The following is a 22,510-nucleotide window of genomic DNA, read 5'->3' on the forward strand; positions in this document are numbered from 1 at the left end:
CGCGCGCTCCTCGACCGGCGGGACGGTGTGGTCTCGATACGCCGCCTGCGGCGGCTACTCGACCAGCGAGGGCCGCCTGCGGCGGCTACTCGACCAGCGGGCGGTGGGTCAGCGCTGGGCGCTGCCGTCGACGTAGTCGGCGTCCGGCTGCTCCCACGCGAACAGCGAGCGCAGCTTCTTGCCGGTCGCCTCGATGGGGTGGCCCTCTGCCTTGGCGCGCAGCTCCTTGAACTCGGGGGCGCCGGCGTCCTGGTCGCCGATGAAGCGCTCGGCGAAGGCACCCGACTGGATGTCCTTCAGCACCGCCTGCATGTTCTCCTTGACGTGCGGGTCGACGACGCGCGGACCGGAGACGTAGTCGCCGTACTCGGCGGTGTCCGACACCGACCAGCGCTGCTTGGCGATGCCGCCCTCCCACATGAGGTCGACGATGAGCTTGAGCTCGTGCAGCACCTCGAAGTAGGCGATCTCGGGCTGGTAGCCCGCCTCGGTCAGGGTCTCGAAGCCGTACTGCACGAGCTGCGAGACACCGCCGCACAGCACCGCCTGCTCGCCGAACAGGTCGGTCTCGGTCTCCTCGGTGAAGGTCGTCGTGATGCCGCCGGCGCGGAGGCCGCCGATGGCCTTCGCGTACGACCACGCCGTCTGCCAGGCCGAGCCCGACGCATCCGACTCGACGGCGACGATGACGGGCACGCCGCGGCCGGCCTCGAACTCGCGGCGCACGGTGTGGCCGGGGCCCTTCGGCGCGACGAGCACGACGTCGATGCCCTCGGGCGCGGTGATGTAGCCGAAGCGCACGTTGAAGCCGTGGCTGAACACGAGGGTCTTGCCCTCGGTCATGTGCTGGGCGACCTCGTCGTTGTAGATGTGGCGCTGGAACTGGTCGGGCGCGAGCAGCACGACGACGTCGGCCCACTCGGCGACCTCGGCGGGCGTGCCCACCTCGAAGCCGGCCTCCTGCGCCTTCGCGCGGCTCTTCGACTCCGGCTGCAGGCCGATGCGCACCTCGACGCCCGAGTCGCGCAGGTTCTGCGCGTGCGCGTGACCCTGCGAGCCGTAGCCGATGATGGCGACCTTCTTGCCCTGGATGATGCCGAGGTCGGCACCGTCGTCGTAGATGACCTCAGTCATGCTCTCTCCTCATTCGTGGTTCTTGCGGTTCCGGATGCGGTGCGCGCGTCACGCGCACCGGCCCGGTCGTTCTGGGGTTCAGCGGCCGTCGGCCTTGAGCACGCGCTCGCTGATCGACTTGCCGCCGCGGCCGATGGCCAGCAGGCCCGATTGCGCGATCTCCTTGATGCCGTACGGCTCGAGCAGCTTCAGCAGCGCCTGGCACTTGGGCGAGTCGCCCGTGACCTCGATCACGAGCGCGTCGGTCGTGACGTCGACGACGCGCGCGCGGAAGAGCGTCGCGGCCTCGAGGATCTGCGAGCGGGTCGAGTTGTCGACCTTCACCTTGATGAGCATGTGCTCCCGCTGCACCGACTGGCCCGGCTCGAGCTCGACGATCTTCACGACGTTGACGAGCTTGTTGAGCTGCTTCGTCACCTGCTCGAGCGGCAGCTGGTCGACGTCGACGACGACGGTGATGCGGCTGAGGCCCGGCACCTCGGTGCGGCCCACCGCGAGCGAGTCGATGTTGAAGCCGCGGCGGGCGAAGAGCCCGGCGACGCGGGTCAGCAGACCCGGCTTGTCCTCGACGAGGAGCGACAGGACGTGCGTGCTCATCACTCCTCCCCCCACTCCGGGCTGTGATCCTTGGCGTACTGCACGAACGAGTTCGAGACGCCCTGCGGCACCATCGGCCACACCATCGAGTCCTTCGAGACGATGAAGTCGATCACGACCGGGCGGTCGTTCGTCTCGAGCGCGAGCTTGATCGCCGGGTCGATCTCCTCGGGCTTCGTGACGCGGATCGCGAGGCAGCCGTAGGCCTCGCCGAGCTTCACGAAGTCGGGGATCATCTTGGCGTCGGCCCCCGTCTCGAGGTCGGTGAACGAGTGGCGGCCCTCGTAGAACAGGCTCTGCCACTGCCGCACCATGCCGAGCGACGAGTTGTTGATGATCGCGACCTTGATCGGGATGTCGTTCAGGGTGCAGGTGGCGAGCTCCTGGTTGGTCATCTGGAAGCAGCCGTCGCCGTCGATCGCCCACACCGTGCGCTCGGGCTGGGCGACCTTCGCGCCCATCGCCGCTGGCACCGCGTAGCCCATCGTGCCGGCGCCGCCGGAGTTGAGCCAGGCGTTCGGCCGCTCGTACTTGATGAACTGCGCCGCCCACATCTGGTGCTGGCCGACGCCCGCGGCGTAGACGCCTTCGGGGCCGGTGAGCTCGCCGATGCGCTGGATGACGTGCTGCGGGGCGAGGCGGCCATCGCTCGGCTCGGTGAAGCCGAGCGGGAAGCGCTCCTGCAGGCCCTGCAGCCGCTCCCACCAGTCGGTGAGGTCGGGGCGGCGGTCGGTCGCGAGCTCCTGGAAGGCGACCGACAGGTCGGCGAGCACCTCGCGCACGTCGCCGACGATCGGCACGTCGGCGGTGCGGATCTTCGAGATCTCCGCCGGGTCGACGTCGACGTGGATGACCTTGGCGCCGGGCGCGAACTCCGCGACCTTGCCCGTGACGCGGTCGTCGAAGCGGGCGCCGAGCGCGATGATGAGGTCGCACTCCTGGAAGGCGAGCACCGCGGGCACCGCGCCGTGCATGCCGGGCATGCCGAGGTGCTGCGGGTGCGAGTCGGGGAACGCGCCCCGCGCCATGAGCGTCGTCACGACGGGTGCGCCGGTCGCCTCGGCGAACGCGCGCAGCTCGTCAGAGGCGTGCGCGCGGATGACGCCGCCGCCCACGTAGAGCAGCGGGCGCTGCGAGTCGGCGAGCAGCTGCGCGGCGGCGGTGATCTGCTTGCCGTGCGCCTTCGTCACCGGGCGGTAGCCGGGCAGCTCGACCTTGTCGGGCCACACGAACGGCGCCGAGTCCTGCTGCGCGTCCTTCGTGATGTCGACGAGCACGGGGCCGGGCCGGCCGGTGGATGCGATGTGGAAGGCGGCCTTGAGGGCGCCGGGGACGTCCTCGGGGCGCGTCACCTGGAAGGTGTGCTTCGTGATGGGCATCACGATGCCGGTGATGTCGGCCTCCTGGAACGCATCCGTGCCGATGAGGTGGCTGAAGACCTGGCCGGTGATCGCGACCATCGGCACCGAGTCCATGTACGCGTCGGCGATCGCGGTCACGAGGTTGGTCGCGCCCGGGCCGGAGGTCGCGAGGCACACGCCGACCTTGCCGGTCGCGGCGGCGTAGCCCTCGGCCGCGTGGCCGCCGCCCTGCTCGTGGCGCACGAGGATGTGGCGGATCGCCGACTGCTGCATGAGCTCGTCGTAGAAGGGGATGATGGCGCCGCCGGGGATGCCGAAGACATCCTCGACGCCGAGCAGCTCGAGGGACTTCAGCACGGCGCCGGAGCCGGTGAGCATCGGCGGTTCGGCGCTGCGCGGCGGCGCGGGCCGTGGGATGGGGATCGTCATGGCGCTCCTGAGCGTTGGCGTGCGTCAGCCCGTGACCGCGCCGGTGGCGGCGGACTGCACGAGCTTCGCGTACTTGGCGAGGACGCCGCGCGTGTAGCGCGGGGGCAGCGGCTCCCAGCCCTCACGCCGGGAGGCGAGCTCTGCCTCGTCGACGATCAGGTCAAGCGAGCGAGCGGCGATGTCGACACGGATGCGGTCTCCGTCGCGCACGAAGGCGATCGGACCGGAGTCGACCGCCTCAGGGGCGATGTGGCCGATGCACAGGCCGGTTGTGCCGCCCGAGAATCTGCCGTCCGTCAAGAGTAGTACATCCTTGCCGAGGCCAGCGCCCTTGATGGCGGCGGTGATCGCGAGCATCTCGCGCATGCCGGGGCCGCCCTTGGGGCCCTCGTAGCGGATGACGACGACGTCGCCGGCCTGGATCTCGCCGCGCGTGAGCGCATCCATCGCCGCCCGCTCGCGGTCGAAGACGCGCGCGGGGCCCTCGAAGACCTCGGCGTCGAAGCCGGCGGTCTTGACGACCGCGCCCTCGGGCGCGAGCGAGCCGTCGAGGATCGTCAGGCCGCCGGTGGCGTGGATCGGGTCGTCGATCGCGCGCACGACGGTGCCGTCGATCGGCTGCGGGTCGAGCTCGGCGAGGTTCTCGGCGAGCGTGCGGCCGGTGACGGTGAGCACGTCGCCGTGCAGCAGGCCCGCGTCGAGCAGCGCCTGCATCACGACGGGCATGCCGCCGACGCGGTCGAAGTCCTGCGCGACGTAGGCGCCGAAGGGCTTGACGTCGGCGAGGTGCGGCGAGCGGGCGCCGATGCGGCGGAAGTCCTCGAGCGAGAGCTCGACCTCGGCCTCGTGCGCGATCGCGAGCAGGTGCAGCACGGCGTTCGTCGAGCCGCCGAGCACCATCGCGACGGTGATGGCGTTCTCGAACGCCTCCTTCGTGAGGATGTCGCGGGCGGTGATGCCCTTCCGGAGCAGCTCGACGACGGCCTCGCCCGACTTGCGGGCGTAGTGGTCGCGGCGGCGGTCGGCCGACAGCGGCGTCGACGAGCCGGGCAGGCTCATGCCGAGCGCCTCGGCGATGCACGCCATCGTGTTGGCGGTGTACATGCCGCCGCACGCGCCCTCGCCGGGCGCGAAGCCGCACTCGATGCGGTGCAGGTCCTCGGCCGAGATCTTGCCGGCCTTGTACGCGCCGACGGCCTCGAACGAGTCGATGATCGTCATCGACTGCGGGATCGTGCCGTCCTCGAGCTTCGCGAAGCCGGGCGCGATCGAGCCGGCGTAGACGAAGACGCTCGCGAGGTCGAGGCGCGCGGCAGCCATCAGCATGCCGGGCAGCGACTTGTCGCAGCCGGCGAGCAGCACGGTGCCGTCGAGCCGCTCGGCGTTCACGACCACCTCGACGCTGTCGGCGATGACCTCGCGCGAGACGAGCGAGAAGTGCATGCCCTCGTGGCCCATCGAGATGCCGTCCGAGACCGAGACCGTGCCGAACTGCAGCGGGTAGCCGCCGCCGGCGTGCACGCCCTCCTTCGACGAGCGCGCGAGGCGGTCGAGCGAGAGGTTGCACGGCGTGATCTCGTTCCACGAGCTCGCGATGCCGATCTGCGGCTTCTCCCAGTCGCCGTCGCCCATGCCGACGGCGCGCAGCATCCCTCGGCTCGTGGTGGCCTCCACGCCGTCCGTGACGGCGCGCGAGCGCGGCTTGATGTCGATCTCTGGCATGGCCCGATCCTACGCCGCAGGGACATGTCTGATCACGGTCGCGCCCGACCGAGCGCGCCGTCCTGGACGAATCGGATGCGTGGCGTCCATCCGGAGGGTCTACCGTCGTGTGCATGATCCAGGTCGGCCTCAGCACGATCTCCGTCTTCCCCAAGGGGGTCGAGGACGGATTCCGGCTCTCGCGCGAGGCGGGCTACGACGGGGTCGAGGTGATGGTCACCACCGACGCGAAGACCCGCAGCCCCGAGCGCCTGCTCGAGCTCTCGGAGCGCTACGAGCAGCCGATCATGGCGATCCACGCGCCGGTCGTGCTGCTGACGACGTTCGTGTGGGGCCGCGACCCCTTCGTGAAGCTCGACCGCTCGGCCGAGCTCGCGGTCTCGGTCGGCGCGCCCACCGTCGTCGTGCACCCGCCCTTCCGCTGGCAGGGCAAGTACGCCCGCACGTTCACGGATGCGGTGCGCGCGACCGAGCAGAAGCACGGCGTCGAGGTGGCGGTCGAGAACATGTTCCCGTGGGCGGCCGGCGGCATCGACCGCCAGGCCTACCTGCCGGGCATCGATCCGAGCGAGATGGACGTCGACCACGCCACGCTCGACTTCTCGCACTGCGCGCTCGCGAAGCGCGACTCGATGCAGCTCGCCCTCGACCTCGGCGACCGGCTGCGCCACCTGCACCTCACCGACGGCGTCGCGGCCGATGAGGGGCGCGTCTTCGACGAGCACCTGCTGCCCGGCCACGGCAACGAGCCCGTCGCCGAGGTGCTGCAGATGCTCGCGCAGCAGCAGTGGACCGGCCAGGTGGTCGCCGAGATCAAGACCCGGCAGGCGCGCTCGGAGCGCGACCGCCTGCGGCTGCTGACCGAGACGGTCGAGTTCGCGCGCGAGCACCTCGCGGTCGAGCCCGTCGAGGCCGAGGCGGAGTCGGCACGCTCGGCGCCCGGCCCGGTCGCCGACAGCCCCCGCGAGCGCTGAGCGCCTACTCGGGCTCGTTGCCCGAGCCGGCGCCGAGCAGGAACGGGGTCGTGACGCCCTCGTACATCAGGTGCGTCATGAGGCCCTCGACCGCGTGCGGCAGCGTGTGGCAATGGTCGGCCCACAGCCCCGGGTTGTCGGCGACGAACGCGACGTCGTAGCTCTCGCCGTTGTCGACGTCGAGCGAGTCGACCCACCAGGGGCTGCCGGATGCGGGCACGCCGTTCCGCGCGAGCACGACCACGTGGTGCCCGTGGAGGTGCATCGGGTGCACCTCCCCCGAGCCGTTGGTGATGCGCATCGCGACCACGTCGCCCTCGCGCACCATGAACATCGGGACGTCGTCGCCCATCCGCCCGTTGATCGTCCACCAGATGCCGGGCACGCCGGCGAGGAAGCCCGGCGCGCGCCCGATGTCGTACGCGAACGAGCGGTCAGGCCGCTCCGGGTCGAAGCCGAGCGGTGCCGGCGTGCCGTAGTCGAGCAGGTCGAGGAACTCCGGCGGCGACGGCGGCGTCGGGGCGGTCGCGTCGTCGGGGCCGACGAGCAGCGAGACGCCCGGCGCCTGCACGCGCACGGCCCCGGTGGCGGGCACGACCACCTCGAGGTCGATGCGGCCGCCCGCGGTCACGCGCACCTTCCGCCCCTCGACGAGGCCGGGCTCGTGCACGTCGGTGCCGTCGACCGCGACGACGCGGAAGCCGCCCTCGGCCCACACGGCGGTGGGAGTGCTGTCGGTGTTGGCGATCCGCACGCGCACGTGCGCGCCCGGCGCCGCGCCGTGCCGCACCTCGCCGGCGACGCCGTTGAGCGTGCGCGAGGTGCCCGGGTAGGTGTGCAGCAGCACCACCGCATCCGCCGCGGCCGCAGGCGCCTCCCCGGGCGGCACCTCCCCGGTCCCGGCATCCGCCCCGTCGGCCGCCGGCTCGATCACGATCGCACCGAAGAGCCCCGCGTGCACCTGCTCGTGCGACACCTGGTGCGAGTGGTACCAGTAGGTGCCGGCCTGCTCGGCGACGAAGCGGTAGGTGAAGACCTCGCCCGGGGCGACGGCGTCCTGCGTGACGCCCGCGACGCCATCCATCGCCCCCGGCACGTCGATGCCGTGCCAGTGCAGCGTGACGCCGCCGGGCACCGACTCGTTGCGCAGCAGCACCTCGACCATCTGTCCCTGCCGCGCGCGGATCTCCGGCCCGGGCGTCGAGCCGTTGAGCGTGTAGCCGTCGAACCCGTCGCCGCCGGGCAGCGTCACGCGCTCGGCCCTCGCCCGCAGCTCGACGTGCACGTCAGCGGGGCGCATCGGGTCGGCCGTGAGCTCGGTGACCGAGACGGCGGATGCGTCGGGCGACGCCGGGTCCCCCACGGCGCCGTGGCCGTGCCCCCCGCCGCCGATGACGGCGCCGCCGCCGATGTCGGCGACGCCCATCGCGAGCGCCGAGTAGGTGTCGGGGCGCAGGCTCGACCACCACGCGGTGCCGACGACGACCGCGAGCGCGAGCGCGACGAGCCCCCCGACGACGCGAGCGATGCGCCCGGCCCGCGCTGGGCGGTCCGGGCGCATCGGGCTCTCCTCGCGGGACGCCGGTTCAGCCGACCGCGACCGAGGATCGCGGCGCCGCCTCGGCGACGGCGGGCGCCTTGGCGCGCAGGCCGGCGTAGAGCGCGCTGCCGAAGAGGGCGAGCGCGTTGACGCCGTGCAGGAACGCGAGGGCGGTCATCGTGTGGCCGAGCAGGCCGAGCGTGACCTGCAGCGCGACGAGCGCGACGATGATCACGGCCCACATCACGCCGCGGGGCACGCGCACGAAGAACGACACGACGAGCAGCGCGAGCGCGACGACGGGGATGACGTACATGCCGTTCATCCCGTGGATCATGAAGCCCATCGCCTCGGGGATGTCGGGCGGCGAGTTCGGGTCGAAGGTGCCGCCCTCGAACAGGAAGGCGGCGAGACCCGCCGAGACCCACGCGTGGGAGGCCGCCTGCAGCATGACGAGGCCGCAGATGGCGAAGGCGAGCACCCGGTAGACGGTGCGCATGATTCCTCCGTTGGAATCGGGGACGCCCTCACGGGGCGGACCGGGGCGCCGAGCGCGCTCGGCGGGCGATGCGGAGCATCGCGGTGCTGGGGCATGCCGTCAGCGCGTCCGCCGACGGACTACCGCCATGGTCGTCCCCCAGCCTCTCGGCGTCAACGAAGGTGACGCAGAGGATTCGCTCAAGTCGCGGGCCACCACGTGCGTGCGCTCCCCGACTCAACGGCCATGCAGCGCGGATGTGCGCGTGAGCGGCACATCGGTCGTGCATGGCCGTTGAGGGCGGGGTCGCGGCTCAGCTGGCGTGCGCGGCGGGGGCGGGCACCGGCTCGAGTGCGTCGAGCGCGCGGATGCGCTCCCCCGTCGCCCGCCGGCGTGCGCTGCGCACCGCGAGGTAGGCGGCGAGCAGCCCGAGCGCGAGGAACAGCAGCAGCATCGCGACCGCACCGCCCGCCCCGGGGGCGCCGGCGGCGACCGCCTGCAGCGCATCCACCGCGTGCGTCATCGGCAGCGCGGGCGCGATCGCGGCGAAGCCCTCGCCGAGCACCGAGCGGGGCACGAGACCGCCGGCCGCGACGGCCTGCAGCCCGAGCAGCACGAGCGACACGACCGCGCCGACCGAGCCCCACCACGCCAGCAGCGCCACGTGCGCCAGGGTCGCGACGCCGGCGAACAGCAGCGCGATGCCGAAGGTCGCGGGCGCCTGCACCCACGGGACAGCGCCGATGCCGTGCACGACGAGCGTCGCGAGCGCCGCCTGCAGCGCCACGACCCACGAGGAGCGGATGAGCAGCGTCGCGAGCACCCGGCCGACGGATGCCGCGGCGGTCAGGGTGCGGCGCGCGGTGCGCAGCAGCACGAGCACGAGCGCGAGCGCGCCGAGCCAGAGGCCGATCGGCACGGCGATCGTCGCGACGCGCGACTCGCCCGAGGGGGCGGAGGCGCGCTCGTCGAGGTCGAAGCCGATCGGGTTCGTCGCGACGTCGGCGAGCTGCTCGAGCTCGCCGTCGCTCAGCTGCGGCAGCGCCGCGAGCCCCAAGCGGAGGCCCGAGCCGAGCTCGCTGCCGCCGTCGCCGAGCTGCGCGGCGCCGCTCTCGGCCGAGCGCGCGCCGGCGGCGAGCTGCACGGCGCCCGCGTCGAGCTCGCCGAGGCCCGAGGCGAGCTCGCCCGTGCCGTCGGCGAGCTGCTGGGCGCCGCTGACCGAGGCGCCGAAGCCGTCGTCGAGCTGCGCGAGGCCGCCGCCGAGCTGCGATGCGCCGTCGCGCAGCGCGGGCGAGCCGGCTGAGAGCTGGGCCGCGCCGTCGGCGAGCCCGGCCGCACCGTCGCGCAGGCCGGCGCCCCCGGCGATGAGCTGGGCTGCGCCGTCGTCGAGCTGGTCGAGCCCCGCGGTCGCCTGACCGAGGCCAGCGGTCAGCTCGCCCGAGATGTCGCGCTCGTCGAGCTGCGCGAGCCCACCGGCGAGCTGCCGGGCGGCCGCGACCGTCGCGGGGTCGGCGTCGGGGTCGGCCTCGAGCGCGGCGACGAGCTGCGCGGCCGCAGAGGAGGACGAGCCGATGGCCTGCTCGAGCTGGTCGATGCCGCCGGCCGCGACGGCGCCGTCGAGGCCGTCGCGCAGCTGGCCGACCGCCTGCTGCACGCCGCCGGCGAAACGGTCGACGCCAGCGGTGTACTGCGCGACGCCGTCGCTGAGGTCCGCGGCGCCGCCCGCGAGCGCGTCGGCGCCCCCGGTGTACTGCGCGACGCCTCCGCTGAGCGCAGCGCCGCCGTCGGCGAGCTGCCCGATCCCGTCGTGCGCGGTGCCGAGACCGGACGCGAGCTGCCGACCGCCGTCGGCGAGCTGCAGCGCGCCGAGCTCGGCTGCGCCCGCGCCGTCGGCGAGCTGCTCGATGCCGCCCGCGAGCTCGCCGAGGCCCGACGCGAGCTCCGCACCCCCGTCGCCGAGCGCATCCGCCCCGTCGGCCGCGGCGCCCAGCTGCTCGGCCATCGTGCCGAGGCCGCCGTAGAGGCCCGAGATGAAGCCGTTCGTGACCACGTCGCCGAAGGACGCCATGATCGATTCGCCCGTCTCGGTCGCGAGGCTCGTCGCGAGCCCGCTCGAGGTCGCGTCGGTGACGATCTCGATGCCCGCCTGCCGCGGGTCGTCGCCCTGCAGGCTCAGCACCCGCTGCGAGAAGTCGGCGGGGATCGTGACGACCGCCTGCACGTCGCCGAGCGCGAGCGCGTCGGCGGCGTCCTCCTCGTTCAGGATGCGGAAGTCGAAGCCGTCGTCCGCATCGCCGACGAGGTCAGTGACCACCTGGCGACCGGCGAACATCGTCGTCTCGGCGCCGTCGGCGCCGGTCGCGGTGACCACTTCGTCGAGGTTGACGACGGCGGCGGGCACGTCGCGCTCGCCCGCGGCGGCGGGGCCGAACGACCAGGCCGCGAGCGCGGCGATCGCGAAGGGCGTGGCGGCGGCCGCGGTCAGCGCGACGGCCTTCTTGAGCGTGGTCATCGGTCAGCTCCCGTGGTCGCGAGCGCCTCGGTGGGCGTCTCGCCGGTGTCGGTGTCGGGGTCCGTGCCTCGGGCGGCGGATGCGGCGGCTGCCGCGGCGCGATCCTCCTCCGCCGCGCTCGCGGGCACGAGCTCGAGCGCGGGGCGGCCGTGCGCCTCGGGCGCCGGCTCGCTCGTGACGATCGTCATGTCGTCGCCTCCTAGGCGCGCGGCGATCGCAGCGGCGCCGGCGGGCGCACCGCTCGCGGCGTCGATCCAGACGACGCTCGGCGTGCGCTCCATCGCGATGGCCAGCAGCACCGCGGCGCGCTCGCGCGGTGCGAGGCGCGCCATGGGCGCGTCAGCGTCGATCGGCGTCCCCGCGGCCTCGGCCGCACGCTCGATGAGCGCGGCGGCGCGGCGGTCGAGCACGGGACCGACGGCGAAGGGGCTGCGCAGCGCGAGCGCGGCGCGGGCCGCCTGGTGCGCCGTGCCGGCGGCGCTGCCGTCGGCGAGGTCGAGGTCGATCAGGGCGATGCGCTCGCGCAGCCGCGCGGCGTCGCCGGGCAGCGCCGCGCCGCCGACGTGGGCGTGCCCGGCCGCGCGGATGTCGGCGACGAGCGCGTGCGCGAGCCGCTGCCGATCGGCGAAGCGGCCGCCGAGGCGCACGACCGCGCCGCGCGGGGCGACGAGCGTCCACGACGCGTCCCCGGGCTCGTCGTGGCCGATCTCGGGCCGCAGCCGCTCGAGCGCGAGGTGACCGCCCGCATCCGCCGCCCACGCCAGGGTGGCGCGGTGCCGGCCCAGGCTCTCGCCCTCGACGTCCATCTCGGGGAGCGCGCGGTCGAGCCAGCGCGGCAGCCACCACGCGCGCTCCCCCATGAGGGTCATGAGCGCCGGCACGAGCGTCATGCGCACGAGGAACGCGTCGACGGCGACGCCGAACGCGAGGCCGAAGGCGATCGCCTTGATCATCGCCATGCCCTCGGGCACGAACGCGAAGAAGACGAAGAACATGATGAGCGCGGCGGCCGTGACGACGCGCGCGTTCGCGGCGAAGCCGTGCCGCACGGCGCTGCGGGCGTCGTGCCCGTGCGCGTAGGCCTCGCGCATGCCGGAGACGAGGAACATCTGGTAGTCCATCGCGAGGCCGAACAGCACCGACATCGTCAGCACCGGCATGAACGAGAGGATCGGCCCCTCCTCGAAGTGCAGCAGGTCGGCGCCCCAGCCCCACTGGAAGATCGCGACCGTCGCGCCGAACGCGGCGACGACCGAGAGCACGAAGCCGAGCGCTGCGGTCAGCGGCACGAGGATCGAGCGGAAGACGAGCAGCAGGATGAGCACCGAGAGCGACACGACGACGAGGCCGAACGGCACGAGGGCGTCGGCGAGGCGCTGCGAGAGGTCGATCTGCACGGCGGTCGCGCCGGTGACCGACATCGGCGTGCCGTGCTCCGCCTCGACGTCGGCGGCGATGGCGCGGAGCGCGTGCACGACCTCGACGGTCGCGGGGTCGGCGGGGCCGGTCGTCGGGATGACCTGCACGATCGCGGTGTCGACCGTCGCGTCGGGGAACGCCCCGGCGATGCGGCCGACGCCCGGCACCCGCTCGAGGTCGTCGGCGACGGCGTCGATCGTGCCCATGACGTCGGTCACCTGGGTGATGTCGAGCATGACGACGAGGGGGCCGGTCGTGCCGGCGCCGAAGGCCTCCTGCAGCGTGTCGTTCGCGATGCGCTGCGTGCTGCCGGCGGCCTCGCGGCCGTTGTCCGGGAGCGCGAGCTGCAGCGAGGCGGCGGGGAGCGCCGCGACGCCCGTCACGACGACGACGCCGACGATGGCGAGCACGGGCCGCTTGGCGACCTGCGTGACCCAGCGCATCCCAAGCGTCGGCTGCGCATCGACGTCGCGGAGCGCGAGCCGGTGCGCGCGGCCGCCATCCTTCGGCCGGAGCCGCTCGCCCGCGAGGGCCATGATCGCCGGCAGCAGCGTCGTCGCGGCGGCGATCGCGATCGCGACGGAGCCGGCCGCGCCGATCGCCATGACCGAGAGGAACGGGATGTTGACGATGAGGAGTCCCACGAGCGCGACGATCACCGTGATGCCGGCGAACACGACCGCGGTGCCGGAGGTGCCGACGGCGAGCGAACCCGACTCGATGACGCCCATGCCGCGCGCGAGCTGCGAGCGGTGGCGCGAGAGGATGAACAGGGCGTAGTCGATGCCGACCGCGAGGCCGATCATGAGCGCCATGAGCGGCGCCGAGTTCGACACCGTCACGAGCGCCGAGGCGCCGAGCACGCCGCCCATCGTGATGCCGACGCCGACGAGCGCGGTGATGAGCGGCATGCCGGCCGCGAGCAGCGACCAGAAGGTCACGAACAGCACGACGCCCGCGAAGACGACGCCGAAGACCTCGACGATCGTGACGCCCACCGACTGCGACTGGAAGACCTGCCCGGCGAACTCGACCTGGACTCCGTCCGCACGCAGCGCATCCGCCGTCGCCACCACCTCGTCGAGGGTCGACGGCTTCGCGCCGTCGGTCGGCTCGAACTGCACGCGCGTGTAGGCGACCGTGCCGTCGGCGGAGATCTGCTCGTTCGCGTACTCGCTCCACGGGTCGACCGCCTGCGCCACGAGCTCGACGTCGGCCATCGCCTCGGCCTGCTCGATGATCGCGTCGCGGTGCGCAGCGACGCCGTCGTCGGCGCGCACGACGACCTGCACCGAGCTGCCCGCGACCTGCGGGAAGACGCTGCCGAGGTGGTCGAGCGCCTCCTGCGACTCGGTGCCGGGGATCTCGAACGACTCCTGCATGTTCGGCCCGAGCGCGAGGGCACCGCCGAGCACGCCGCCGAGCAGCACGATCCAGGCGACGATGACGAGCCAGGCGCGGCGCATGGATGCGGCGCCGATGCGGGCGAGCCAGGTGGACATCAGGCGTCCTCCCCTTCGGTGCGGGTGCTCCCGGCCGCGGCCGGGAGCGCGTCGGGCATGCAGAGCTCGAGCAGCGTCTCGATGAAGATCTCGCGCATCTCCTCGGGGCTCGGGTGCTCGTGCGCGGTCTCGCTCGCATCGGCGAGGATGAACGCGACGCCGGCAAGGCCGATCGAGAGCCGCGTGAGCGTGCGCGTCGTGGGGGCCTCCAGCACGAGGGTCGAGGCGATCGCGTCGACGATCGCGTTGCCGCGCACGATCGCCGGCACCTCGCGCAGCGCGCCGCGCTGCGTGACGAAGATCGAGACGGCGGCGCTGTGCGCCATGAGCGTGTCGACGAAGCGCGTGACGAGTCCCGGCGCGGCGGCGACCTTGTCGTCGTGCAGCTCGGGCAGCGCCTCGATGAGCTCGGTGAGGGCATCCATCGTCGGCTGCATCGCCGCCTCGAGCAGCGCTTCCTTCGAGTCGAAGTGGTAGAGCACCGACGACTTCGAGGTGCCGACGTCGTCGGCGATCTGCTGGATGGAGGAGCCGAGGTAGCCGAAGCGGGCGAAGCGCTCGAGCGCGGCCCGGATGATCTCGTCGCGGGTGGTCACGTCGCACCACTGTACTGACCGATCGGTCAGAAGTCGACCGATCGGTCAGGATTCTCTCTCGGCGGGCTCGGCGGCGGCGGATGCGGCGGCTCGCGCGCCGCGCTCAGGGGAGCGCAGTACGTTGGTCGCCGACGAGGAGGCGAAATGCGCAAGTACCTGTTGAACGCCGGAGTGATCAGCTCGCTCACGAGCGGCATGGCCGTCCTCAAGGCCACCCGCACGGGCCCGCGCGACTGGCGGCTCGCGCTGCTCTGGGCCAGCTGGGGCATCGGCGTCGCGCTCGCGATCGGCGCCGTGAACCAGCGCGAGGAGGGCATCCGCCGCGAGGAGCTCGAGCGCGAGCTGCGCAAGGCCGCCGACAAGCGGCGCTGAGGTCCCAGCGCCATGCCCGAGCCGGTCGTCGTCATCGGCGATGCGCTCGTCGACGAGGTCGACGGCGCGTCGATCGTCGGCGGCGCCGCGCTCAACGTCGCCGTCGGGCTTGCGCGGCTGGGCGTGCCGGCGCGGCTCGTGGCGATGGTCGGCGACGACGGCCCCGGGCGGCTCGTGCGTGCGCACTGCGAGCGCCACGGCGTCGACCTGATCGCGACGGATGCGCCCCACGGCACCGCGGTCGCCCGCGCCGAGCGCGATGGCGGCACCATGCGGTACGCCTTCACCGAGGCGGGGCAGCGGCGGTTCGTCGACCTCGCCGGGCTCGGCGGCATGCTGGGCGCGGCTCCCCTCGTGGTGGTCTCGTGCCTCGCGCTCGAGCACGAGGCGCAGGTCGCCCCGCTGCTCGAGCTCGACCGCTCCCGCGAGCGGCTGCTCGTCGACCCGAACGCGCGCCCCGGCTACCTCACCGCCGACGGCGCGCGCGAGCGCTTCGCCGCCGGGCTCGACGCGCTCGCCGCGCGGGCGCTCCTCGTGAAGGTGAGCGACGAGGACACCGAGCTCGTCTACGGTGAGGACGCCGACGAGACCGCCGCCCGCTGGCTCGCCGCGGGCACCGGCGCGGTCGCCGTCACGCGCGGCGCGGCGGGCGCCCGCATCGCGACCGCGGCAGGCACCGTCGACGCGCCCGTGCCCCACCTCGCGGCGCCCATCGTCGACACGATCGGGGCGGGGGACGCCGTGCTCGCCTCCCTCACCGCATCCGTCGCCGCCGGTGACCACGAGGGCGGATGGGCGGGGCCGCTCGAGCGCGCGATGGCCGTCGCGGCCGCCACGACGCGCGCCGCGGGCGGGCTGCTGCAGCTGCCTCCGTGACGGAGACGGATAGCCGGCCCACCTAGCATGGGGTGATGCCGCTGAAGTCGCTCGACCAGTCATCCAAGCTCAAGCACGTCCTCTACGAGATCCGCGGCCCGATCGCCGCCGAGGCCGCGCGGCTGGAGGCCGAGGGGCACCGCATCCTCAAGCTCAACATCGGCAACCCCGCGCCGTTCGGGTTCGAGACGCCCGACACGATCGTGCAGGACATGATCGCCAACCTGCCGCTCGCCGAGGGCTACTCCGACTCGAAGGGCGTGCTCTCGGCGCGCCGTGCGGTGGTCACGCGCTACGAGGGCGTCGAGGGCTTCCCGCCGCTGACCGTCGACGACGTCTACCTCGGCAACGGGGTGAGCGAGCTCATCACCATGACGATGCAGGCGCTGCTCGACGCGGGCGACGAGGTCTTGATCCCCGCGCCCGACTACCCGCTGTGGACGGCGATGACGTCGCTCGGCGGCGGCACGCCCATCCACTACCTCACCGACGAGGCGAACGGGTGGGCGCCCGACCTCGACGACATCGCGGCGAAGATCACGCCGCGCACGAAGGCGATCGTCGTCATCAACCCCAACAACCCCACGGGCGCCGTCTACTCCCGCGAGGTGCTGCAGGGCATCGTCGACCTCGCGCGCGAGCACTCGCTGCTCGTGCTCGCCGACGAGATCTACGACCGCATCCTCTACGACGACGCCGAGCACGTCTCGATCGCGACGCTCGCGCCCGACCTGCTGACGCTCACGTACAACGGGCTGTCGAAGACCTACCGCGCCGCCGGCTTCCGCGCCGCGTGGCTCGCGATCACCGGGCCGAAGGAGCACGCGCGCGGCTTCCTCGAGGGGCTCACGCTGCTGGCCTCGACGCGGCTGTGCCCGAACGTGCCTGCGCAGTACGGCATCCAGGTCGCCCTCGGCGGACACCAGTCGATCGAGGACCTGATCCTGCCCGGCGGCCGACTGCTCGAGCAGCGAGATGCAGCGGTGCAGGGGCTGCGGTCGATCCCGGGCGTGAGCGTCGTCAATCCGCTCGGCGCCCTCTACGTCTTCCCCCGGCTCGACCCCGAGGTGCACGAGATCCACGACGACGCGCAGTTCGCGCTCGACCTGCTGCGGCAGGAGCGGATCCTCGTGACGCACGGCACGGGCTTCAACTGGCCGACGCCCGACCACTTCCGCATCGTCACGCTCCCCTGGAAGCGCGACCTCGATCTCGCGGTCGAGCGGATCGGCAACTTCCTGGCGTCCTACCGGCAGTAGGCGGATGCGGTAGGCCCGCAGGGTCTGCGCGGCAATCCTGGAGACTCCTGGCCTACGCTCCCCCGCATGGACACCGCCACGCCGAGCCGCGACCCCGTCGAGCGCCTGAGCCAGCTCGCCGCCGACGTCGAGAGCTTCTCGCACGATGCCGACGACGCCTTCGGCGCGATCGCCGAGGCACTGCACCTCATCGCCGACGAGCTCGGGGCGCTGCGCAACCCGCAGTGACCACGCCTGTCGCAGGCGCGCTTCCAGCCGCTGCGGACATGAAGAAGGCCCGGCGTTCGCCGGGCCTTCTCGCTGTACACCCCCCGGGACTCGAACCCGGAACCAATTGATTAAGAGTCAACTGCTCTGCCAATTGAGCTAGAGGTGCATGGCCTCACCGGCCGAGGAACAACTCTAGCAGACCTCGGGCGCGCTCGCCTACTGGGAGGATGGCTGCATGACGCATCTCGAGCCCGGCATGCCCGCTCCCGAGTTCACGCTGCCCGACCAGGACGGCGCATCCGTCTCGCTGGCCGACCTGCGCGGGCGCAAGGCCATCGTGTACTTCTACCCCGAGGCGATGACCGTCGCGTGCAAGCAGCAGGCGTGCGACTTCCGCGACCGGCTGCCCGACCTCTCGTCGCACGGCTACGCCGTCGTCGGCATCTCTCGGGATCCCGTCGAGAAGCTCGCGCGGGCGCGCGACCTCGACGGCATCACGTTCCCGCTGCTGAGCGACGAGGATCTCGCGGTGCACCGCGCGTGGGGCACGTTCGGCGAGAAGAACAGCTACGGCCGCATCGTCGAAGGCGTGCGCCGCTCGACCTTCGTGCTCGACGAGGAGGGCGTGATCACGCACGCCTTCTACAACACGAAGGCCAAGGGGCACCTCGAGATGCTCGACAAGCGGCTGGGGTTCTCGGGCTGAGGGTCTCGTGACGGGTGCGGCCTGCGGCCGCGCCCTCCTCGACCGACGGAGGTGACGGGTGCGGCCTGCGGCCGCGCCCTCCTCGACCGACGGCACTGACGGGCGCCGACGGCCGAGCGGCCCCGCTCCCCTACGGCGTCGGCTGGCCGGCCTCGTCGTCGTCCGAGGGCGCGAAGTCCTCGCGGTGCAGCCAGACGGTGACGGTGCGGCGCAGCGCGAGCGTCATCGTCACCGCGGCGAGCGCCGCGAGCAGCAGCGCGAGCCACACCGGTCCCTCGCCGCCGTTGAAGGTGCCGACGGCCACGCCGATCTGCAGCACCTGCCACACGACCGCCGCCGCACGCGACCACGAGCGGCCGTCGAGCATGGCCCGGCCGGCCTGCAGCAGGAAGAATGCAGCCCCCGCGGCCAGCGCCGCGAGGAAGAGTCCGCCGGGGATGTGTGTCGGGTCACCGGTGAGCGCCGAGAACACACCCCAGACGGCGACGCCGAGCATCCCGAGCGCCTCGACGAGCAGCAGGATCCCGGCCCACGTGGCGGTCGCGGGACGTTGGCTGGAGTGATCGCTCACAGAAGAAACCCTTGCCTCTCTGGGGGCGCTGTGGAAGCATGGAATGTCGGGCGGCACCGAAGCTGCGCCCTGAGACTTCTGCGCCGCGGTACCCGCTGAGCGCGACTTCCCCCTCCAATGTACAAGGAGCACATGTATGGATTGGCGTGATGACGCTGCCTGCCTCACGGTGGACCCCGAGCTGTTCTTCCCGGTCGGCAACACCGGTCCTGCGCTCGAGCAGATCGAGAAGGCCAAGGCCGTCTGCGCGACCTGCCCGGTGACCGAGATGTGCCTGCAGTACGCACTCGAGACCAACCAGGACTCGGGCGTGTGGGGCGGCCTCTCCGAGGACGAGCGCCGCGCCCTCAAGCGTCGCGCCGCGCGCGCCCGCCGCGCCGGCTGACGCAGCACAGACACCCAGCGGGGTCGCCGAGAGGCGGCCCCGCTGCTGTGTTGTGCGGGCGGATGCGCGCGCGGCGGGTTGCGCGGCCCAGCCGGATGCGCACGGCCCCTCTGGTGCGCACGGCGGCTCAGCGCAGCTCGTCGTCCTTCGCGATGTACGACAGCGGCACCTTCACGGTGACCTCCGTGCCCTCGACCGCCCGGGCGCCCCAGTCGATAGAGCCCGAGAGCTCGCCGGTGACGAGCGTCTTCACGATCTGCGTGCCGAGCCCCGAGCCGACGCGGCCCGGCGGGAGCCCCGCCCCGTTGTCGCACACCTGCACCGTGAGCCACCCCTCTTCGCGCACGGCCGTGATGCGCACGAGCCCGTCGTCGCGCCCCGCGAGCCCGTGCTCGACGGCGTTCGTGACGAGCTCGGTGAGCGCGAGCGCGAGCGGCGTCGCGTAGCCGCTCGGCAGCACGCCGAACGAGCCGTTCCGCTCGGTGCGCACATGCGCCCCGTGGATCGAGGCGACCTCGCTCGTGAGCTTCATCGCGCGATCGAACACCTCGTCGAAGTCGACCGACTGGCTCAGGCCCTCGGAGAGCGTGTCGTGCACGACGGCGATCGACGAGACGCGTCGCTCGGCGTCCTGCAGCGCGGTGCGCGCCTCCTCGCTCTTCGTGCGCCGCGACTGGATGCGCAGCAGCGCCGCGACCGTCTGCAGGTTGTTCTTGACGCGGTGGTGGATCTCGCGGATCGTCGCGTCCTTGGTGATGAGCGTCTGCTCCTGCGCGCGCATGTCGGTGACGTCGCGCACGAGCACGATCGCCCCGAGCCTGGCGCCGCGCTGCCGCAGCGGCACCGCGCGCAGCGAGAGCGTCACGAGCCGCGTCTCGATGTCCGTGCGCCACGGCGCGCGGCCCGTGACGACGAGCGGCAGCGCCTCGTCGACCTCCTGCGACTCGTCGATGAGCTCGGTCGTGATCTCGGCGAGCGACTCCCCCTCGAGCTCGCCGCGGAAGCCCAACCGCGTGAAGGCGGAGAGCGCGTTGGGGCTTGCGAAGGTCACCACTCCCGTCTGGTCGAGGCGGATGAGGCCATCGGATGCGCGCGCCGCGCCCCTGCGCGTGCCCGTGGGCGCTGCCCGGTCGGGGAAGTCGCCCTCGGCGATCATGCGGAACAGCTCGGCCGCGCACTCGCGGAAGGTGCGCTCGAGGCGACCCGCGCTGCGCGTGTCGGCGTGGTTCGCGTGCCGGGTGATGACGGCGATCGGCTGCTTCACGACGGCGACCGACGGCTCGCTCTCGCGGCGGCGCACCGGGATCGCGCGCACCTTCGCGTCGAACTCGACGCCCCACTCGGGCGAGTCGGCGTCGAGCGTCACGCCCTCCTCGAACGCGCGCCCCACCTGCTCGCGCCAGGCGTTCCGCACCGGCTGGCCGACGACGTCGCGGTAGAAGAGCGTCGCGGCGCCGGCGGGGCGAGCGTGCTGCGCGGCGATGTAGCCGTCCTCGTCGCCGGTCGGCAGCCACAGCACGATGTCGCCGATCGCGAGGTCGGCGAGCAGCTGGAAGTCGCCGACGAGCCGGTGCAGCCACCGCATGTCCTCGTCGCTCAACCGGCCGTAGCGCTCCGCGATCGAGGTCAGGCTGGTCACCGGTTCAGCGTAGCGCGGGCAGCCAGCGGCGCCGCGGCCGCTCGGCCGCGCGCAGCGACGCTCGGCTCGCGGGCTGCTCGGCGGGCGCGAGCGCGACGGCGAGCTCCTGCACACGCCTGCGCAGGCGCGAGCGGCCCGCGACGTCGACGAGCGGCCTGCCCTCGAGCAGCGCCGCATCGGCCGCGCGCCCGTCGAACGGCCAGCACGCCTCGGGCGTGACCTGCGCGAGCCGCCGCAGGGTCTCGTGCACCGCGCGCTCGGGCGCGAGGCCGATCGCCGCGGCCCGCACCTTGTTGACGATGACGCGGCAGCGCGCCTGCGGGGCGAGCTCGCGCGCCTCGGGCAGCGACCGCACGAGCCGGGCGACGCCGACGGCGTCCCCGCCGCCCACGACGACCAGCTCGTCGGCGGCCGCGAGCACGGCGAGCGTCGCCGCGTGCCGGCGCGGCGCGAACAGGTCGCTCGAGATCTCCTCGTCGCGCTCGAGGCTCGCAGCGACGTCGACCACCGTCACATCGACCCAGTCGCGGCATCGCTCGAGCACCTCGGCGACGCGCTCGCCGCCGAGCTCGGGCCAGCGGCTCGCGCGCCCGATGCCCGTGAGCACGCGCAGCGTGCCGCCCATCGTCGGCACGAGCTGGCAGATGCGGTCGAGCTCGTCGACGGTGAGGCTGCCGGCTCGCGCGAGCCGCGCGGCGGCGGCGAAGCCCGGCGACTCGTCGAGCAGGCCGAGCGCTGGAGCGATCGTGGCGCTCGTCGTGTCGGCGTCGACGAGCGCGGTGCGCCGCCCCAGCAGCGCGAGCTCGGCCGCGAGCGCGATCGCGGCGGTCGTGCGGCCGGGCGCGCCGGCCGGCCCCCAGATGGCGACCACTCGACCGCGCGAGCGCGCGGGCTCGCGCCCGGCGTCGGCGCTCGGCCGCACGGCGGCCTCCACAGCGGTGAAGCCGTCGGCCCACGCGACGGCGTCGATGCCGAGCGTCTGCGCGCGGGCGCGCTCGGCCGCGTCGTCGGCGAGCGCCACGAGGCGGACGCCCCGCTCGTCGCACGCGGCCACGAGCGCACGGCTCGCATGCCGCTCGTCGGCGACCACGAGCACGAGGTCGATGCGCGGCTCGGCGTCTGCGGGCCGAGCTGCGAGCCGCTCGACGAGGTCGTCGGCGGTGGCGGCGCGGATCGCCACGCGGTGGCCGTGCCTGGCCGCCTCGCGGACGATCGCATCCTCGCGCTCGAGCGGCGCCGAGACCGCGATGCCGATCACGGCGCGGCCTCGACGGGCTGCGCGAGCGGCACGACGCTGAGCGCGTGCTCGTTCGAGACGGCCTCGAGCAGCACCGAGGTCTCGTCGTCGGCGACGAGCAGCTCGAGCTGCTGCGCGCTGCTGGCCAGGATGCCGTCGTCCTCGACGACGCCTACGACGATCGCGTCGTCGACGAGCACCGCCGGAGCGTCGTAGCCCTCATCGCTCGGCGCCGCGGTCCAGACGTCGACGAGCGATCCCGGCTGCACCGCCCGCGGCAGCGCTCCCTCGACGTCGATCACGACCGCGGCGCGGCCCGTGCCCGCGGCATCCCCGAGCGCGCGCACGGGCAGCACCTCGCCGGCGCCGATCGGGGACGCCACCACCATGCCGACCGGATCGGTCGCGGCGGCCAGGTAGTGCTGGTGCGACTGCGGGAGCCGCACCTCGACCTGCTCGACGTCGCCGGCGGCCACCGCCTCCCCGGGCAGGAGCGTGCGCGTCGCCGCCCACGCCGTCTCGGTGCGGGACGACTGCTGCACCACGAACCACACGCCCACGAGGGAGGCTGCGACGAGCAGCACCCCGATCACGAGCCTCGGATCCATCCACGTGCGGCGTGCGACCATGTCGTCCTCCCTCGTCGACGGGATCAACCTGGCAGGTCGGCGCGACACCTCGCTGAAGTTCTCCACAGGGTCCGCTCGGCCGGCACTCGAGTGCCCCACAATGGGGCCATGCCGCTGGAGCCCCGCCGCCTCCTCGCCGTCGCCGATGTCGCCGACGTGCTCGGCACCACGCCCGACGCGGTCGTCGACCTGCTCGAGGCGGGCGACCTCAGGGGCGTGCGGCTGCGCGGTGCCTGGCGCGTCGCCGACGACGAGGTGCAGGCGTGGATCGACCGCGAGCTCGAGATCGAGCGGCGCCGCGGTCTCTGGCGCCAGGCGCAGTCGGCGAGCATCGCCGACCTCTTCGGCCAGCGCTGACCGTC

At 73.2% G+C, this 22,510-nt stretch carries 21 protein-coding genes and 1 tRNA gene; 8 read left to right on the plus strand and 14 right to left on the minus strand.

What is annotated here, in order from left to right; all coding sequences use genetic code 11:
• Positions 1-108 precede the first annotated feature (108 nt).
• From ilvC to ilvD, 4 genes are all read right to left on the minus strand, one after another.
• Positions 109-1,134, minus strand: a complete 1,026-nt coding sequence (gene ilvC / locus BLT67_RS03875; RefSeq protein ID WP_092665803.1) for a ketol-acid reductoisomerase — start codon at positions 1,132-1,134, stop codon at positions 109-111.
• A 78-nt stretch (positions 1,135-1,212) separates the two neighbouring features.
• Positions 1,213-1,731 (minus strand): acetolactate synthase small subunit, encoded by a 519-nt coding sequence (ilvN, locus tag BLT67_RS03880; RefSeq protein WP_092665804.1) that lies wholly within the window; start codon positions 1,729-1,731, stop codon positions 1,213-1,215.
• Entirely contained in the window at positions 1,731-3,521 is a 1,791-nt protein-coding gene (locus BLT67_RS03885; RefSeq protein WP_092665805.1) for an acetolactate synthase large subunit, read from the minus strand. Before BLT67_RS03885 ends, ilvN begins: the two co-directional genes overlap by 1 nt.
• Positions 3,522-3,545: 24 nt before the next feature.
• Positions 3,546-5,243 carry a dihydroxy-acid dehydratase gene (gene ilvD, locus BLT67_RS03890; protein ID WP_092665806.1) on the minus strand — a complete coding sequence of 566 codons (1,698 nt, stop codon included), beginning with the start codon at positions 5,241-5,243 and terminating at the stop codon, positions 3,546-3,548.
• 113 nt (positions 5,244-5,356) lie between these two features.
• Here ilvD and BLT67_RS03895 point away from each other — a divergent pair, with 113 nt between their 5' ends.
• A complete protein-coding gene (locus BLT67_RS03895; RefSeq protein ID WP_092665807.1) occupies positions 5,357-6,217 on the plus strand; it encodes a sugar phosphate isomerase/epimerase family protein in 861 nt (286 codons plus the stop codon).
• A gap of 4 nt (positions 6,218-6,221) precedes the next feature.
• Here the strand turns inward: BLT67_RS03895 and BLT67_RS03900 are convergent, their stop codons facing one another.
• The 5 genes from BLT67_RS03900 to BLT67_RS13575 all read right to left on the minus strand — a co-directional run bounded on the left by BLT67_RS03900 (position 6,222) and on the right by BLT67_RS13575 (position 14,264).
• Positions 6,222-7,778 carry a multicopper oxidase family protein gene (locus tag BLT67_RS03900; protein WP_092665808.1) on the minus strand — a complete coding sequence of 519 codons (1,557 nt, stop codon included), beginning with the start codon at positions 7,776-7,778 and terminating at the stop codon, positions 6,222-6,224.
• 25 nt (positions 7,779-7,803) lie between these two features.
• A complete protein-coding gene (locus BLT67_RS03905) occupies positions 7,804-8,256 on the minus strand; it encodes a COX15/CtaA family protein (protein WP_092665809.1) in 453 nt (150 codons plus the stop codon).
• A gap of 292 nt (positions 8,257-8,548) precedes the next feature.
• On the minus strand, positions 8,549-10,747 hold the full coding sequence (locus tag BLT67_RS03910) for a hypothetical protein (RefSeq protein WP_092665810.1): 2,199 nt from the start codon (positions 10,745-10,747) through the stop codon (positions 8,549-8,551).
• Complete coding sequence (locus BLT67_RS03915; RefSeq protein ID WP_092665811.1) at positions 10,744-13,668, minus strand: MMPL family transporter; 2,925 nt, start codon at positions 13,666-13,668, stop codon at positions 10,744-10,746. Before BLT67_RS03915 ends, BLT67_RS03910 begins: the two co-directional genes overlap by 4 nt.
• Complete coding sequence (locus BLT67_RS13575; RefSeq protein ID WP_092665812.1) at positions 13,668-14,264, minus strand: TetR/AcrR family transcriptional regulator; 597 nt, start codon at positions 14,262-14,264, stop codon at positions 13,668-13,670. Before BLT67_RS13575 ends, BLT67_RS03915 begins: the two co-directional genes overlap by 1 nt.
• A 144-nt stretch (positions 14,265-14,408) precedes the next feature.
• Between BLT67_RS13575 and BLT67_RS03925 the strand changes: the two genes are divergently transcribed.
• The 4 genes from BLT67_RS03925 (at position 14,409) to BLT67_RS13355 (ending at position 16,999) form a co-directional block, all read left to right on the plus strand.
• A complete protein-coding gene (locus tag BLT67_RS03925) occupies positions 14,409-14,636 on the plus strand; it encodes a hypothetical protein (RefSeq protein WP_092665813.1) in 228 nt (75 codons plus the stop codon).
• Positions 14,637-14,648: 12 nt separating this feature from the next.
• Positions 14,649-15,512, plus strand: a complete 864-nt coding sequence (locus BLT67_RS03930; protein WP_092665814.1) for a PfkB family carbohydrate kinase — start codon at positions 14,649-14,651, stop codon at positions 15,510-15,512.
• Between the two features lie 35 nt (positions 15,513-15,547).
• Entirely contained in the window at positions 15,548-16,771 is a 1,224-nt protein-coding gene (locus BLT67_RS03935; protein WP_092665815.1) for a pyridoxal phosphate-dependent aminotransferase, read from the plus strand.
• Positions 16,772-16,837: 66 nt separating this feature from the next.
• A complete protein-coding gene (locus tag BLT67_RS13355) occupies positions 16,838-16,999 on the plus strand; it encodes a hypothetical protein (RefSeq protein WP_157674154.1) in 162 nt (53 codons plus the stop codon).
• A gap of 75 nt (positions 17,000-17,074) precedes the next feature.
• Here BLT67_RS13355 and BLT67_RS03940 read toward each other — a convergent pair.
• A tRNA-Lys gene (locus BLT67_RS03940) sits at positions 17,075-17,147 on the minus strand.
• 69 nt (positions 17,148-17,216) lie between these two features.
• On the opposite strand from BLT67_RS03940, the gene bcp reads away from it, so the two are divergent.
• Positions 17,217-17,687: a thioredoxin-dependent thiol peroxidase gene (bcp, locus tag BLT67_RS03945; RefSeq protein ID WP_092665816.1), complete on the plus strand. Its 471-nt coding sequence runs from the start codon at positions 17,217-17,219 to the stop codon at positions 17,685-17,687.
• A 130-nt stretch (positions 17,688-17,817) separates the two neighbouring features.
• Here bcp and BLT67_RS03950 read toward each other — a convergent pair whose 3' ends face one another.
• Positions 17,818-18,258, minus strand: a complete 441-nt coding sequence (locus BLT67_RS03950) for a hypothetical protein (protein ID WP_092665817.1) — start codon at positions 18,256-18,258, stop codon at positions 17,818-17,820.
• A 136-nt stretch (positions 18,259-18,394) separates the two neighbouring features.
• Between BLT67_RS03950 and BLT67_RS03955 the strand changes: the two genes are divergently transcribed.
• Positions 18,395-18,643, plus strand: coding sequence for a WhiB family transcriptional regulator (locus BLT67_RS03955; RefSeq protein WP_072314150.1), 249 nt, complete (start codon positions 18,395-18,397; stop codon positions 18,641-18,643).
• 127 nt (positions 18,644-18,770) lie between these two features.
• On the opposite strand, the gene BLT67_RS03960 is transcribed toward BLT67_RS03955, so the two are convergent.
• From BLT67_RS03960 to BLT67_RS03970, 3 genes are read right to left on the minus strand one after another with little or no spacing between them, the layout of a single operon-like run.
• Positions 18,771-20,282: a sensor histidine kinase gene (locus BLT67_RS03960; RefSeq protein ID WP_092665818.1), complete on the minus strand. Its 1,512-nt coding sequence runs from the start codon at positions 20,280-20,282 to the stop codon at positions 18,771-18,773.
• Between the two features lie 4 nt (positions 20,283-20,286).
• Positions 20,287-21,540, minus strand: coding sequence for a nucleotide-binding protein (locus BLT67_RS03965; RefSeq protein ID WP_092665819.1), 1,254 nt, complete (start codon positions 21,538-21,540; stop codon positions 20,287-20,289).
• Positions 21,537-22,148, minus strand: coding sequence for an SAF domain-containing protein (locus BLT67_RS03970; protein WP_092665820.1), 612 nt, complete (start codon positions 22,146-22,148; stop codon positions 21,537-21,539). The genes BLT67_RS03965 and BLT67_RS03970 overlap by 4 nt, the downstream gene beginning before the upstream one ends.
• Positions 22,149-22,256: 108 nt before the next feature.
• On the opposite strand from BLT67_RS03970, the gene BLT67_RS03975 reads away from it, so the two are divergent.
• Positions 22,257-22,505, plus strand: coding sequence for a helix-turn-helix domain-containing protein (locus BLT67_RS03975; RefSeq protein ID WP_092665821.1), 249 nt, complete (start codon positions 22,257-22,259; stop codon positions 22,503-22,505).
• Positions 22,506-22,510: the final 5 nt, after the last annotated feature.

It is taken from the genome of Agrococcus carbonis (assembly GCF_900104705.1).
GTDB lineage: Bacteria > Actinomycetota > Actinomycetes > Actinomycetales > Microbacteriaceae > Agrococcus > Agrococcus carbonis.